13 protein-coding genes are annotated in these 14253 nt (G+C 61.3%); 3 read left to right on the top strand and 10 right to left on the bottom strand.

Going from position 1 to position 14253, the window contains the following annotated elements:
- Positions 1-25: 25 nt before the first annotated feature.
- From thrC to xerD, 4 genes are all read right to left on the bottom strand, one after another.
- Positions 26-1435: a threonine synthase gene (thrC, locus tag PFZ56_RS11365; protein WP_102878502.1), complete on the bottom strand. Its 1410-nt coding sequence runs from the start codon at positions 1433-1435 to the stop codon at positions 26-28.
- A 107-nt stretch (positions 1436-1542) separates the two neighbouring features.
- Positions 1543-2847: a homoserine dehydrogenase gene (locus PFZ56_RS11360; protein WP_060842565.1), complete on the bottom strand. Its 1305-nt coding sequence runs from the start codon at positions 2845-2847 to the stop codon at positions 1543-1545.
- A gap of 135 nt (positions 2848-2982) precedes the next feature.
- Positions 2983-3714: a thioredoxin fold domain-containing protein gene (locus tag PFZ56_RS11355; RefSeq protein WP_102861304.1), complete on the bottom strand. Its 732-nt coding sequence runs from the start codon at positions 3712-3714 to the stop codon at positions 2983-2985.
- Between the two features lie 149 nt (positions 3715-3863).
- Positions 3864-4760: a site-specific tyrosine recombinase XerD gene (xerD, locus tag PFZ56_RS11350; RefSeq protein ID WP_170001090.1), complete on the bottom strand. Its 897-nt coding sequence runs from the start codon at positions 4758-4760 to the stop codon at positions 3864-3866.
- Between the two features lie 107 nt (positions 4761-4867).
- Here xerD and PFZ56_RS11345 point away from each other — a divergent pair, with 107 nt between their 5' ends.
- The gene (locus PFZ56_RS11345) at positions 4868-6670 is read left to right on the top strand and encodes a sodium:proton antiporter (RefSeq protein ID WP_170001091.1); all 1803 of its coding nucleotides are present in this window, start codon (positions 4868-4870) and stop codon (positions 6668-6670) included.
- 57 nt (positions 6671-6727) lie between these two features.
- Here PFZ56_RS11345 and PFZ56_RS11340 read toward each other — a convergent pair whose 3' ends face one another.
- On the bottom strand, positions 6728-7141 hold the full coding sequence (locus PFZ56_RS11340) for an acyl-CoA thioesterase (RefSeq protein ID WP_102861301.1): 414 nt from the start codon (positions 7139-7141) through the stop codon (positions 6728-6730).
- 327 nt (positions 7142-7468) lie between these two features.
- On the opposite strand from PFZ56_RS11340, the gene PFZ56_RS11335 reads away from it, so the two are divergent.
- Entirely contained in the window at positions 7469-9595 is a 2127-nt protein-coding gene (locus tag PFZ56_RS11335; protein WP_170001092.1) for a DUF4132 domain-containing protein, read from the top strand.
- A 58-nt stretch (positions 9596-9653) separates the two neighbouring features.
- On the opposite strand, the gene rplS is transcribed toward PFZ56_RS11335, so the two are convergent.
- The 5 genes from rplS to ffh form a co-directional block, all read right to left on the bottom strand.
- Positions 9654-10004 carry a 50S ribosomal protein L19 gene (rplS, locus tag PFZ56_RS11330; RefSeq protein WP_007927677.1) on the bottom strand — a complete coding sequence of 117 codons (351 nt, stop codon included), beginning with the start codon at positions 10002-10004 and terminating at the stop codon, positions 9654-9656.
- 45 nt (positions 10005-10049) lie between these two features.
- Positions 10050-10823 carry a tRNA (guanosine(37)-N1)-methyltransferase TrmD gene (gene trmD / locus PFZ56_RS11325; RefSeq protein WP_170001093.1) on the bottom strand — a complete coding sequence of 258 codons (774 nt, stop codon included), beginning with the start codon at positions 10821-10823 and terminating at the stop codon, positions 10050-10052.
- Complete coding sequence (rimM, locus tag PFZ56_RS11320) at positions 10805-11341, bottom strand: ribosome maturation factor RimM (protein WP_102861299.1); 537 nt, start codon at positions 11339-11341, stop codon at positions 10805-10807. Before rimM ends, trmD begins: the two co-directional genes overlap by 19 nt.
- 5 nt (positions 11342-11346) lie before the next feature.
- Positions 11347-11598, bottom strand: coding sequence for a 30S ribosomal protein S16 (gene rpsP, locus PFZ56_RS11315; RefSeq protein ID WP_007927680.1), 252 nt, complete (start codon positions 11596-11598; stop codon positions 11347-11349).
- Positions 11599-11847: 249 nt separating this feature from the next.
- The gene (gene ffh, locus PFZ56_RS11310) at positions 11848-13224 is read right to left on the bottom strand and encodes a signal recognition particle protein (protein ID WP_102878499.1); all 1377 of its coding nucleotides are present in this window, start codon (positions 13222-13224) and stop codon (positions 11848-11850) included.
- A 208-nt stretch (positions 13225-13432) separates the two neighbouring features.
- Here ffh and PFZ56_RS11305 point away from each other — a divergent pair, with 208 nt between their 5' ends.
- Positions 13433-14245, top strand: coding sequence for an inner membrane protein YpjD (locus PFZ56_RS11305; protein ID WP_102878498.1), 813 nt, complete (start codon positions 13433-13435; stop codon positions 14243-14245).
- Positions 14246-14253 lie beyond the last annotated feature (8 nt).

The following is a 14253-nucleotide window of genomic DNA, read 5'->3' as shown; positions in this document are numbered from 1 at the left end:
CTTCGTGGACGACAAGACCAAGGGATCAGAGTGGCTTGCCACGATTGCCGTGCTGGCTGACAAAAGCCTGCACCGCTTTCAGGTCATTGGCCAGGACCGTGCAGCGTTCTTCGCGCTGGAACAGGTCGGACAAGTGCGCCGGCAGTTCCAGAGCCTTGCCGACACCGGCCTTCTCCACCGCGTCCGGGAACTTGACCGGGTGCGCAGTGCCCAGGATCACCATCGGTGTATCCAGGCTGCGACGGCACTCACGGGCGGCCTTGACGCCAATCGCGGTATGCGGGTCGAGCACCTCGCCGGTCTGTTCGAAGACTTCGGCGATGGTCTCGCAGGTCTGCTCGTCGTTCACCGCCAGGGAGTCGAACAGCTTGCGCGCTTCGGTCCAGCGATCTTCTTCGACGCTGAAACCGCCGCCTTGCTTGAAGCTCTCCATCAACCCCGCCAGCGCCGCACCATTGCGACCGTGCAGGTCGAACAGCAGGCGTTCGAAGTTCGACGAGACCATGATGTCCATGGACGGCGACAGGGTCGCGTGCAGGGTTTCCTTGACGTACTGATTGCCGCTCATGAAGCGGTGCAGGATGTCGTTGCGGTTGGTGGCGACGATCAGCTGGCTGATGGGCAGGCCCATGTTGCGTGCCAGGTAGCCGGCGAAGATATCGCCGAAGTTGCCGGTGGGCACCGAGAACGCGATGGAGCGCGCCGGGCCGCCCAACTGCAGGGCCGCGTGGAAGTAGTAGACGATCTGGGCCATGATCCGCGCCCAGTTGATCGAGTTCACTGCCACCAGACGGGTGCCCTTGAGGAAGCCCTGGTCGGCGAAGCTGGCCTTGACCATTTCCTGGCAGTCGTCGAAGTTGCCTTCGATGGCGATGTTGTGGATGTTCTCGCCGAAGATGGTGGTCATCTGCCGGCGCTGCACTTCCGAGACACGGTTGTGCGGATGCAGGATGAAGATATCGACGTTATCGCAACGCTTGCAGCCTTCAATGGCCGCCGAACCGGTGTCACCGGAAGTGGCGCCAATGATCACCACGCGCTCGCCGCGCTTCTCCAGCACGTAGTCCAGCAGGCGACCCAGCAGTTGCAGGGCGAAGTCCTTGAACGCCAGGGTCGGGCCATGGAACAGCTCCAGCACCCACTCATTGCCGTTCAGCTGACGCAGCGGGGCAATGGCGTTGTGAGAGAAGGCCGCGTAGGTTTCTTCCAGGATCTTCTTGAAGTCGGCATCCGGAATGCTGCCGGTGACGAACGGGCGCATGACCCGGAACGCCAGCTCGTGATACGGCAGGCCGGCCCAGGAAGCGATTTCTTCCTGGGTAAAGCGCGGCAGGTTCTCCGGCACATAGAGACCGCCATCACTGGCCAGACCGGCCAGCAGCACATCTTCGAAATTCAGGGCCGGTGCCTGGCCACGAGTACTGATATAGCGCATGGGGACAAACCTTCGGTTTGAGCCTCAAGCCGCAAGCTTCAAGCCTCAAGTCAAAGCACATCAGCTTCTGACTTGGCGCTTGCCGCTCGCCACTTGCGGCTGCTTCATTAATTCAAATGTTCGACGCGGATACGGACCACTGGGCCGACAACGCCCTGCAGGGCCTCCAGCGCGGTAATCGCATCGTTGATGTGCTGCTCCAGAACGCGGTGGGTCAGCAGGATCATCGGCACCAGGCCATCCTGTTCTTCCACTTCCTTCTGCATGATCGATTCGATGTTGATGCCGCGCTCGGAAAGAATGCTCGCCACCTGGGCCAATACGCCCGGGTGATCCTTGGCCTGGATGCGCAGGTAGTAGGCACTCTCGCAGGACTCGATCGGCAGGATCGGGTGATCGGACAGGGAGTCAGGCTGGAAGGCCAGGTGCGGCACGCGGTTTTCCGGATCGCTGGTCATGGCGCGAACCACGTCCACCAGGTCGGCCACCACCGACGAAGCGGTCGGCTCCATGCCGGCGCCAGCGCCGTAGAACAGGGTCGAACCGGCAGCGTCGCCATTGACCATCACCGCGTTCATCACGCCGTTGACATTGGCAATCAGGCGGTCGGCCGGGATCAGGGTCGGGTGCACTCGCAGCTCGATGCCCGCCTCGGTGCGGCGCGCCACACCCAGGTGCTTGATGCGGTAGCCCAGAGCTTCGGCGTAGTTCACGTCAGCCGTGGTCAGCTTGGTGATGCCTTCGGTGTAGGCCTTGTCGAACTGCAGCGGGATACCAAAGGCGATGGACGCCAGGATGGTCAGCTTGTGCGCGGCGTCGATGCCTTCAACGTCGAAGGTCGGATCGGCTTCGGCATAACCCAGGGCCTGGGCTTCAGCCAGCACGTCTTCGAAGGTACGGCCCTTCTCGCGCATTTCCGAGAGGATGAAGTTGCCGGTGCCGTTGATGATGCCCGCCAGCCAGTTGATGCGGTTGGCCGAGAGCCCTTCGCGGATTGCCTTGATCACCGGAATGCCACCGGCCACGGCGGCTTCGAAGGCCACGATCACGCCCTTCTCCTGGGCCTTGGCGAAAATCTCGTTACCGTGGACGGCAATCAGCGCCTTGTTCGCGGTAACCACATGCTTGCCATTCTCGATGGCCTTGAGCACCAACTCACGGGCCACGGTATAGCCGCCCACCAGCTCGATAACGATATCGATTTCAGGGTTGGTGGCCACGGCGAAGACATCGTTGGTAATCGCAATACCGGTCGTCTGGAACTGAGGCTTTGGCGTACGGGTAGCAATTTGCGCTACTTCGATTCCACGCCCGGCACGGCGGGCAATCTCCTCGGCGTTGCGCTGAAGTACGTTTAGGGTACCGCCACCGACAGTACCCAGCCCACAGATGCCTACTTTGACCGGATTCACTCTGAACTCCCCATAAAACGGCCGACTCAAGGCCGGCCGTGGAAAACAGCCGCAAACAGCGCGGCTCTCTATTAATGCCCCTCCGGTTGCACCCGGAGGAGCATGATCGTCAAAGGCTAGCGTGACGATGCAGGATTATTTCGCACCCAGGGCCAGTTTGGCGATCTGCGGTGCCGGCTGGTAGCCGGGAATGACTTGGCCATCAGCCAGGACGATGGCTGGTGTGCCATTGACGCCGATCGACTGACCCAGGGCGAACTGCTTGGACACCGGGTTATCGCACTTGGCGGCCTTGATTTCCTTGCCGTCGACCATTTTGTCCATGGCGGCTTTCTTGTCCGCCGAGCACCAGACCGCCTGCAGCTGTTCGTCACCCGGCGAACCCAGGCCCTGACGCGGGAACGCTACATAGCGCACTTCCACACCCTGCTTGTTCAGTGCCGGTATTTCCGCGTGCAGCTTGTGGCAGTAAGGGCAGGTGGTGTCGGTGAACACGGTGATATGGGTCTTGGTCTCGCCGATGGCCGGATAGACCACAGTTTCTGCGACCGGAATACCGTTGATCAACTTGGAAATGCCCAGGCGTTCGGTTTTTTCCGTCAGGTTCACCGGTTTGCCGTCCTTGAGCTGGAACAGATAGCCCTGGACCACGAACTGGCCATCGGCGCTGGCATAAAGCACGCGACTGCCCTTGAGCTTGACCTCGTACAGCCCGGCCAGAGGACTGGCGGTGATGCTCTCCACCGGCACTTCGAGCTGCAGCGTCTCGAGGCTCTTGCGGATGGCTTTCTCGGCACTGTCATCGGCCACGGCGAAGGTGCTGAGCAACGCCAGGGAGGCGGCGGCAAAAATCTGGGTCAAACGCATGGGAACTCCTGAAGGCGGGCAAATGGGCAACTGGGAGCGGTCGCAATGGCAACGGCCCGCAAACACCCGTTTTGCAAACCGGCAAAGCCTACCACATCTGTTTGCCGGCACCGACTACGGGCGACGCAAAGCGCCACCCGGGAGCCAAATCAACCCCGCGGGTGATGCTTGGCGTGCAGATCCTGGAGGCGGGCACGAGCCACATGGGTATAAATCTGGGTGGTGGACAGATCACTGTGGCCCAGCAACATCTGCACCACTCGCAGATCGGCCCCGTGATTGAGCAAGTGCGTGGCGAAAGCGTGGCGCAGGGTGTGAGGCGACAGCGCCTTGCCGATCCCGGCGACCTTGGCCTGGTGCTTGATCCGGTGCCAGAAGGTCTGCCGCGTCATCTGCTCGCCACGCAAGCTGGGAAACAGTACATCGCTGGGCCGCCCGCCCAGCAGCTCGGCCCGGGCATCACGCATGTAGCGCTCGACCCAGACAATCGATTCCTCGCCCATAGGCACCAGGCGTTCCTTGCTGCCCTTGCCCATGACCCGCAACACACCCTGGCGCAGGTTGACCTGTTCCAGGGTCAGGCTGATCAGCTCAGTCACCCGCAGGCCGCAGGCGTAGAGCACCTCCAGCATGGCGCGATCGCGCTGGCCGATGGCCTCGCTCAAGTCCGGCGCCGCCAGCAACGCCTCGACATCGGCCTCCGACAGGGACTTGGGCAGCGGGCGTCCCAGTTGCGGCATATCGATCTGCAAAGTCGGATCGATCTCGATCAGTTTTTCTCTCAGCAAATAGCGATAGAAGCCCCGCACCCCAGAGAGGAATCTGGCCGTGGAACGGGGCTTGTAGGCTTGCTCCACGCGCCAGGCCAAATGATCGAGGATCAGCTCGCGTCCGGCCCGCGACAACTCCACCCCCTGCTCCTGCAACCAGCCGTTGAACAGCGCCAGGTCACTGCGATAGGCATGGCGGGTGTTGTCGGACAGGCCTTTCTCCAGCCACAGGGCATCGAGAAAACGGTCGATCAGGGGGTGGTCGATGGCAGGCATAAAGACTCGAAAGGCACGGCCCAGGGGCCACGCGTAAAAAAATAGTGAACTGCGCAGAGGGTCGCTAGTCTTTCATAGCCAGCCATTTCAAGGAACAGGGTGCATTGATGAGTGAACAACAGATTCTGCTGGCCTTCGGCGGCATCGGCGCGGCAGCACTGGGCTGCCAATGGCTGGCCTGGAGGCTGAAACTGCCAGCCATTCTGTTCCTGCTGCTGAGCGGCATTCTTGCCGGTCCCGTGTTGGGCTGGCTCGATCCCCAGGAGATGTTCGGCCCGCTGCTGATGCCCCTGGTGTCCCTGGCGGTGGCGCTGATCCTGTTCGAAGGCAGCCTGACCCTGCACCTCTCGGAATGGCGTGAAATCGGCAGCGTGGTGCGCCGCCTGGTGACCATCGGCGCGCTGTCCACCTGGGCGGTGATCACCCTCGCCACCCATTGGCTGCTGGGCTTCGACTGGATGCTGGCCTTGCTGTTCGGCACCTTGACGCTGGTCACTGGGCCGACGGTGATCGTGCCCATGTTGCGAGTGGTGCGACCCAAGGCCTCGATCGCCAATATCCTGCGCTGGGAGGGCATCGTCATCGACCCTATCGGCGCCCTGCTGGCCGTGGTGGTCTACAGCTTCATCATCGCCAGCGCCGCCGGCGAGGGCCTGAGCCACAGCCTGCTGACCTTTGGCGGGGTGATTCTGTGCGGCAGCCTGTTCGGCATCGCCGGCGGCTGGGTCCTGGGCACCATCATGCGTCGCCAGTGGCTACCGGAGTACCTGCACAACCTGGCGACCCTGGCCGCAGTCCTGGGAATCTTCATCGCGTCCAACCAAGTGATGCACGAATCCGGCCTGCTGGCCGTGACCCTGATGGGCATGTGGATGGCCAACATGAAGGGCGTGGATGTCCGGCACATCCTGCACTTCAAGGAAAACCTCAGCGTGCTGCTGATTTCCGGGCTGTTCATCCTGCTGGCAGCGCGCCTGGACCTCAAGGCACTGATCGCCCTGGGGCCGCTGGTGCTGATCCTGCTGCTGGTGATCCAGTTCATCGCTCGCCCGCTGAATGTGTTGCTGTCCACTGCCCGCTCCAGCCTCAACTGGCGTGAACGCGCCTTGCTGGCCTGGATTGCGCCACGAGGGATTGTTGCGGCAGCGGTGTCGGCCATCTTCGCCATCCGCCTGGATGAAGCCGGTCACGAGGGGGCGTTGCTGCTGGTGCCACTGACCTTTGCCGTGATCATCGGCACCGTGGTCCTGCAAAGCGCTACTGCCCGGCCCTTGGCGCGCCTGCTCAAAGTCGCGGAGCCCGCTCCCAGCGGCTTCCTGATTGTCGGCGCCAATGGCCCGGCCCGCACCATTGGCAAGGCCTTGCAGCAGTTGGGCAGCCGAGTGCTGCTGACCGACTCCAGTTGGGAGAATATCCGTGCAGCACGCATGGAAGGCCTGCCCACCTATTTCGGCAACCCGGCCTCGCAGCACGCCGACGCGCATCTGGATCTGGTGGGATTGGGGCATTTGCTGGCGCTCTCACCTTCAGGCGAACTCAACACCCTGGCGGCCATGCGCTTTCGACACGACTTTGGCCATCAGCGCCTTTATGCCCTGGCCAACAGCCAGGAAAGCCGACGCACCGACAAGCACCGCGCCAGCCACGAACATCGCGGCCAGCTACTGGGCAGTGAGGCCCTGACCTACACCAAGCTGGCCAGCCTGCTGGGCCAGGGCGCCGAGCTGTACAGCACGCACCTGACCGAAGCCTTTGGCTGGAACGACTACCAGACTTTGCACGGCGAACGCGCAACCCTGCTGTTCGCCCGCGACAGCAACGGCTGGGTGCATGTAATCACCCCGGAAAGCGGCCTCAAGCCGACGGCTGGCTGGACCCTGCTGGCACTGATCCAACCCGAGTCACTCTAAGAAGCGGGTTTGCCGGCGAAGGGGCCCGCAGGAACGCCTTCGCCGGCAAGCCGGCTCCTACGCTGCGAATCCCGGAAGCACCGGCACCGGGCGCTTGTCGTCATCGATGGCGACGAAACTGAACAGACCATGAATGGCCTTTTCCCGTCCGTCGCAACTCATGCTCTCGACAAACACCTCTACCTCAACCTTGAGGCTGGTGTTGCCCACCTTCACCACCCGCCCTACCAGCTCGACAATAGAACCGGCGGCAATCGGATGATTGAAGTCGATACGGTCGGTGGACACTGTCACCAGTGGCAACCGGCAAAAGCGCGTGGCGGCGATAAACGACACTTCGTCCATCCAGGCCAGGGCGGTGCCGCCGAACAGGGTGTTGTGATGATTGGTGGTGGACGGGAATACCGCCTTGGTCACACGGGTCACCGAGAGTTCGGTACGACGCTGGATTTCTTGCTCACGAAGGGTCATCGGACTACTGCCTGAATGGATAGATCCGCGCAGGGGCACGCTGCGGGCATGGAACGCCAATGAGCGCTGCAAGGCAGCGACCAAAGGCTTGATGGGAACAATCGGGGGCCGCCTGCCTGTGGATAACAACAGGCCAGGAACGCCGGGAGGCGTGTGACGCACCCTGGGCGTTCCGTGCAGGCTGCACGGCGCGGGCGATCACACTTTATTGGGTCGGCGAGTATATCGCCGCCCGGCAGGGGCCGAAAGAACCCGGCAGGGGTCAGAGGTCACGATCGGCGATAAAAAATGCGATCATCCGCGCCCCCAACAAGGAGAATCGCCGTCATGGATGCCCTTTCCGCGCCTTCGCTCGTCGAGCACCTGCAGCAACGCCTGAGCGCCGCGACAACGGATCATCCGAGTTTCATTGGCGCGCCCATCGATATCAGCTCACTGACACCCGCTCAATTGGGCAGCCTGTGGCCGGCTATCCGCCGAGCACTGCGTACCCCTGAAAACCCGGCTGCGCAGCAGATGGCGAACTCAATTGTGCAGCAGGCCGCACAGCTGGAACTGTGCCCAGCCCTCGATCAAACCACCCTGCTGGAGGTGCTGCGCACTTGTCTGAGCGGGCAGGAGGCGGTGGAGCAACTGGCCTATCACAGCGGCAAACCGAGCAGTGCACTGAGCAGCGAGTTACATAGAATCCTCGGCGAACCCTCGATACGCTGGGCTGCGGACTACCACCAGACGTACGTATTGGCACAATGGCTGGATGCACAAGCCCAGGCAGCCCTGCACCGTTGCGTGGAACAACACTACGCCGATGCGCCCTACGTCCGGCAGGAGTTCGAACTGCTTGAACAACTGGAACCGCAATCCCGACTGGCCCTTGCCAGCAGCGAGTACTGGACCGGTCATCACTCACTGAGCAGCGACCCCGCCACGGCGCTGGCCGACGATGCTGCCTATGTCGAGTTCTCCCAGCAGATCCTCAACACCGCCGCCCAGCGCCTGGAAGATATTCACAGCGGCGCCACCCCCTATGTGGCCGATGGCGCCTTCAGCACCCATGACACACCAGTAATCGCCCGTGCCGCCCGGATCGCCCTGCGGCGCGATGCGCCCTGGCTACCGCCACTGATGGACACTTTGCTGACCAAGGCTTGCGTCGCCCCAACCCAGGCCAAAACCGCGCCGTCGCAATCCCTGGCCATTGCCCTGGGTCATTGCATCGAACAGATACCAACGCCGGAAAGCGTGCAAACGCTGCGCAGCGCCCTGAGCCTGGTGCGACATGCCGGCCTGCAGAAAAAACTCACGCGCAATCTCAAACCCGCCGAGCGCGGACTGGCCCAACGCCCCGAGATTGCCCTGCGCCTTGCCCCAATCAGTGCTCCCGGAAAAGCCCAGCACGCGCTTCTGGCCAGTTGCCTGGAGTCAGGACTGTGGCAACACTTCGAGCTGTCTTTGAGCGACTGGCGAAGGCAACTGGTGGATTCTGCCGTGGGCGCGCCCTTTGCCCACTCGTTGATATGGGTGGCTCACAACGACTGTGGCCAACGCTGCAGTTTCCTATTGACCCAAAACGCGCAAGCTCTTGACGTGCGGGGTCAGCCGCTGCCCCTGGAGGCCGGATGCCGGATTTCACTGTGGCACCCCCTGTCGAGCGACGAAGCAGAGCGCCAAGCCTGGCAAGCCGTGATCACCGAACGCCAGATCAGGCAACCACTGCGCCAGGTATTTCGCGAGCACTACCAGGCACCTGACCATGAGCTGGAAAGCCCCTCCTACCAAGCATTCGCCGGGTACAGCCTATCCATTCGCCCATTGATCGGCCTGGCACGCCGCGAGGGCTGGAAGATCGACAGAGACGGTAGCCTGAGCCGGAACCTGAGCGACATCCGAGTGAGTCTGAATGTCGACGTGCCACTCTATCCCGGCTTACAAGGGCACTGCTTGTCCGGCGCCACGTGCTTCGCTCGTCACACCGAGAAACACTGGCAGCCTGTGCTGCTGAAAAATGTGCCGGCGCAGGTCTTTTCAGAGGCTTGCCGAGCCATCGATCTGCTGGTCAGCATCAGCGCTTTCGCCGTTGAAGAACTGACGCAGACCGCCGCTGGCATTCCTCTTCCCCAGGCCTCGCCAGGCAAGCGCGAAGAGCGCCTGAATCGACTGGCCGGGCACAATCTCACGCAAATGACATTGATGCGCCAACAGGTGCTGAATACAGCCTTTGCGACGCACATCAAGGCAGGAAAGCTGAGTATGGATGAGCGCCATGTGCGGGTCGGTGACTACGCCGTGCACTTGGTGACCGGGCGCGTGTCACGCGATGGAGGCGCGGTGGACCTGCCACTGGCGGCACAAAGTGGCAAATTGGCCGCCCTGCCCTGGCTGCCTTATGACGAGGTACTGCTGGAACGGATCGCCAACACGGTCTGCGCCCTGCTGAACCGCTCCGGGCATTAAATGACAGGCAACAAAAAAGCAGCCCGTAGGCTGCTTTTTTCTGCATCGGAAGCTGGACTTAAACCAGTTTTTCCTTGATGCGAGCTGCTTTACCCGACAGGTCACGCAGGTAGTACAGCTTGGCTTTACGCACGTCACCGCGACGCTTGACAGCCATGCTGTCGATCTGCGGGCTGTAGGTCTGGAAAGTACGCTCTACGCCAACACCGTTGGAGATTTTACGTACGGTGAACGCGCTGTTCACACCGCGGTTGCGCTTGGCGATAACTACGCCTTCGAACGCCTGCAGACGGGAACGATCGCCTTCCTTCACTTTCACCTGAACGACAATGGTGTCGCCCGGGGCAAAGGCTGGGATCTCTTTGGTCATCTGCTCTGCTTCGAGTGCAAGGATGATTTTGTTGGTCATGCTGTGCTCCTAAGGTAAATCGTCGGATCTACCATCGATACGTTGTTAACTATCGTCCCGCTCGCGGAGATATTCCTCGAGCAGCTTCTTCTCTTCTCCAGAAAGCGAGCGGCTTTCCAGAAGATCGGCGCGTCGTTCATAGGTCCGACCAAGGGACTGCTGTAAACGCCAACGCCGGATGTGTGCGTGGTTGCCACTTAGCAACACGTCGGGAACACGCTGATCCGCATACACCTCCGGTCGGGTGTAGTGCGGGCAATCCAGCAGACCGTCCGTGAAGGAATCTTCCTCCGCGGAATCCACATGCCCTAAAGCTCCGGGCAGCAGTCGCGTAACCGCATCAATCAGGACCATCGCCGGCAGCTCGCCACCGGAGAGTACATAGTCGCCAATCGACCACTCTTCATCGACATGAGCTTCAATAAATCGCTCGTCAATGCCTTCATAACGACCAGCAATCAGGATCAATGCATCCTCATTCGCCAACTCGCGTACCGCCGACTGATTCAGTTGACGGCCTTGGGGCGACAGGTAGATCACCTTCGCACCCTCCCCGGCTGCGTTTCTGGCCTGAACCAGTGCATCCTCCAGGGGCTTGATCTTCATCACCATGCCAGGGCCACCGCCAAACGGGCGATCGTCCACAGTGTGATGTCGATCCGTGGTGTAGTCTCGCGGATTCCAACAAGTGAGCTGCAAGAGCCCCTGTTTCACCGCGCGGCTGGTTATGCCGTATTCGCTGATGGCGGAAAACATCTCGGGAAACAAACTGATCACTTCTACGCGCAAGTTAGCCACGCTTAGAAGTCCGCATCCCATTCCACCTTCATCTCGCCCGCGGCCAGATCGACGGCCAACACGCATTGCTCGGTATAGGGCAACAGGCGTTCGCGATCATCCAGGCTGCCAGCGCAAGGCTTGACCACCATTACATCGTTCGAGCCGGTCTCCAACAGGTGATCGATCTGCCCGAGCAGTTGCCCGAGGGTGTCGATGACCTTGAGACCTTGCAGCTGGTACCAGTAGTACTCGCCGTCGGTCAGTTCAGGGAACAGGTTGCGCGGCACGCAGATCTCGTAACCGGCCAGAAGACGAGCTTCTTCGCGATCATCAAGACCCTTGAGCTTTGCGACCAGGAACTTGTCGTTCCCGCGTCCGCTGACCAGCTCAACCTGTTTCACGCTACCTTCGCGCTTGAGCGTCCAGGTTTTGTAGTCCAACAGGTTTTTAATCGGATCAGTAAAGGAAAAGACCTTCACTTCGCCGCGAACGCCATGAACAGAGTAGATTTTGCCGATAACGATCAAATCATCAGCAGGAGCTGGCGTCGCGTTCATAGGGTTCAGGCTGCAGCCTTAGCCGATTCCTTCAGCAACTGAGCAACGCGCTCAGAAGGCTGTGCACCAACGCTCAGCCAGTAGGCTACGCGCTCTTGGTTCACGGACAGGCGGACTTCTTGACCACGAGCGATCGGGTTGAAGAAGCCAACTTGTTCTTTGTGCGAACCGTCGCGTGGGTTACGGCTGTCGGTCACGGTCAAGTGGTAAAACGGGCGCTTTTTGGAGCCGCCAAGGGCAAGACGGATTGTTAGCATGTGAACATCGTTCCTGTAGTCGGTGCTGCAAATCTAAATGCACAGCGGGCATGGGTGCCCGAAAGGCCGCATATTCTAAGGAATATCCGGACTTTTGCAAATGACTTTTTCCGGCGCCTATCGGCTGCCACTCAGATTTGCTATGGAGCCGCCGCAAGCGGCAGCGAGTGAGCGCGCCCCAATCGAGGGTTTGCTCGAGATTCCACGTCCCCGTGGAATAGCGCCGACATGACTGCCGGCGCGGATTCTTCACATTTTCGGCATGCCGCCGCCGGGCAACATGCCGCCCATGCCGCGCATCATCTTGGCCATCCCGCCCTTGGCGGAGAACTTCTTCATCATCTTCTGCATCTGCTTGTGCTGCTTGATCAAGCGGCCGATGTCCTGCACCTGAGTACCGGAACCCATGGCGATCCGGCGCTTGCGCGAACCGCTGATCAGCTCAGGGTCGCGGCGCTCGGCCGGGGTCATGGAGTTGATGATGGCTTCCATCTGCTTGAACTGCTTTTCAGCGGCGCTCTGTGCGTTGCCCATCTGCGCCAGATTGACGCCGCCGATGTTCGGCAGCTTGTCCATCAGGCCGCCCAGACCGCCCATGTTCTTCATTTGCTGCAGTTGGTCGCGGAAGTCTTCGAGATCGAAGCCTTTGCCCTTCTTCAGCTTCTTGGCCAGTTTGTCGGCCTTTTCCTTGTCGAGGGTCTGCTCGGCCTGCTCGATCAGACTGAGCACGTCGCCCATGCCAAGAATTCGCGAAGCGATACGTTCAGGGTGGAATGGCTCCAGCGCCTCGGTCTTCTCGCCCATACCGATGAACTTGATCGGCTTGCCAGTGATGGCCCGCACCGACAGTGCGGCGCCGCCACGGGCGTCACCATCGACCTTGGTCAGGATCACCCCGGTCAGCGGCAGCGCGTCACCAAAGGCCTTGGCGGTGTTGGCGGCGTCCTGACCGGTCATGGCGTCGACCACGAACAGGGTTTCCACCGGCTTGATCGCCGCATGCAGCGCCTGGATCTCGTCCATCATCTCGCTGTCGACGTGCAGGCGACCGGCGGTGTCGACGATCACCACGTCGATGAACTTGAGCTTCGCTTCCTTTATAGCTGCTTCGGCGATGGCCACCGGCTTCTGGCTCAGGTCCGACGGGAAGAAGGTCACGCCGATGTCGTTGGCCAGGGTCTCCAGCTGCTTGATCGCCGCCGGGCGGTAGACGTCGGCGGACACCACCATCACGCTCTTTTTCTTGCGCTCTTTAAGGAAGCGCGCAAGTTTGCCGGCGGTGGTGGTCTTGCCCGCACCTTGCAGACCGGCCATCAGCACCACGGCTGGCGGCACGGCGCTGAGGTTGAGGTCTTCGTTGGCCGCGCCCATCAGGCTTTCCAGCTCGGCCTGGACGATTTTCACAAAGGCCTGGCCCGGGGTCAGGCTGCGGGACACTTCGGTGCCGACCGCACGCTCCTTCACCGAGTTGACGAAGTCCTTGACCACCGGCAACGCAACGTCGGCTTCGAGCAGCGCCATGCGCACTTCGCGCAGGGTGTCTTTGATGTTGTCCTCGGTCAGCTTGGCCTTGCCGGTGACATGGCGCAGCGTCTGCGAGAGACGGTCGGTTAGGTTTTCAAACATGCTCGATCCTTTCAGGCCCAAGGTAGACCGGGGTAATGGCGGCCCAGAGCTTAATAAACAAGAGCTCGATGAGCCTGCGGCGTGGGCAGGTCGCGGATTATAGCGAAGACTGTGCGTGGCGGACACCTCGCCGTCTGCTTGCGTGGTCTTTCAGGGCTGTGGGTTCTATGCCAAACTCAGCGACTTTCGGGCTTGCCTAACAGGATTTATGCTCCCCTTGTCACCCAGCTTGCTACCCACCCTCGCCGCCGCCGTCCTTTATGCCGCTGCGACCTTCTATCAAGGCTCTCGCCTGGCCACAGGCGCCAAGGCAAACAAGCGCCTGCTGGTTATGCTGGGCATCCTGGCCCTGCTCGCCCACGGCATCAGCCTGCTGACCCATTTGCTGACCCCGGCCGGCCTGGGCTTGGACTTCTTCAGCGCCGCCAGCCTGATCGCTGCCGCGGTCATCGCCCTGACCTTACTGGCCTGCTGGCGGATTCCCGTGGAAAACCTGCTGGTGCTGCTGTTCCCGCTCGGCGCCCTGACTGCGCTACTGGCGCAGTTCGTGCCTACCGGAACCGTGCCGGTGATCGATGAGGAACCGGGAATTCTCGCCCATATCCTGCTGTCGATCCTGGCCTACGGCATGTTCACCATCGCGGTGTTCCAGTCCCTGTTACTACTGGTGCAGGACCATCAGCTGAAGAACAAGCACCCCTCCGGGCTGATCAGGAACTTCCCGCCCCTGCAAACCATGGAAAGCCTGCTGTTCGGTTTTCTCTGGGCCGGTTGGACCCTGCTGTCGCTGTCGCTGATCTCCGGCTGGCTGTTCGTCGAGAACCTGTTCGCCCAGCACCTGGTGCACAAGACCCTGCTGGCCTGCCTGGCCTGGGTGGTGTTCAGCGTGCTGCTGTGGGGCCGCAACCGCCTGGGCTGGCGCGGGCACAAGGCGATTCGCTGGACCCTCGCGGGTTTTTGCCTGCTGATGCTGGCGTACTTCGGCAGCAAGCTGGTTCGTGAATACATCCTGCACATCTGACGACCGGC

It is taken from the genome of Pseudomonas danubii (genome assembly GCF_042980055.1).
In the GTDB taxonomy this organism is placed as follows: domain Bacteria; phylum Pseudomonadota; class Gammaproteobacteria; order Pseudomonadales; family Pseudomonadaceae; genus Aquipseudomonas; species Aquipseudomonas danubii.
The sequence above is the reverse complement of the archived record's forward strand: the minus strand, read 5'-3'. Positions and strand labels throughout refer to the sequence as shown.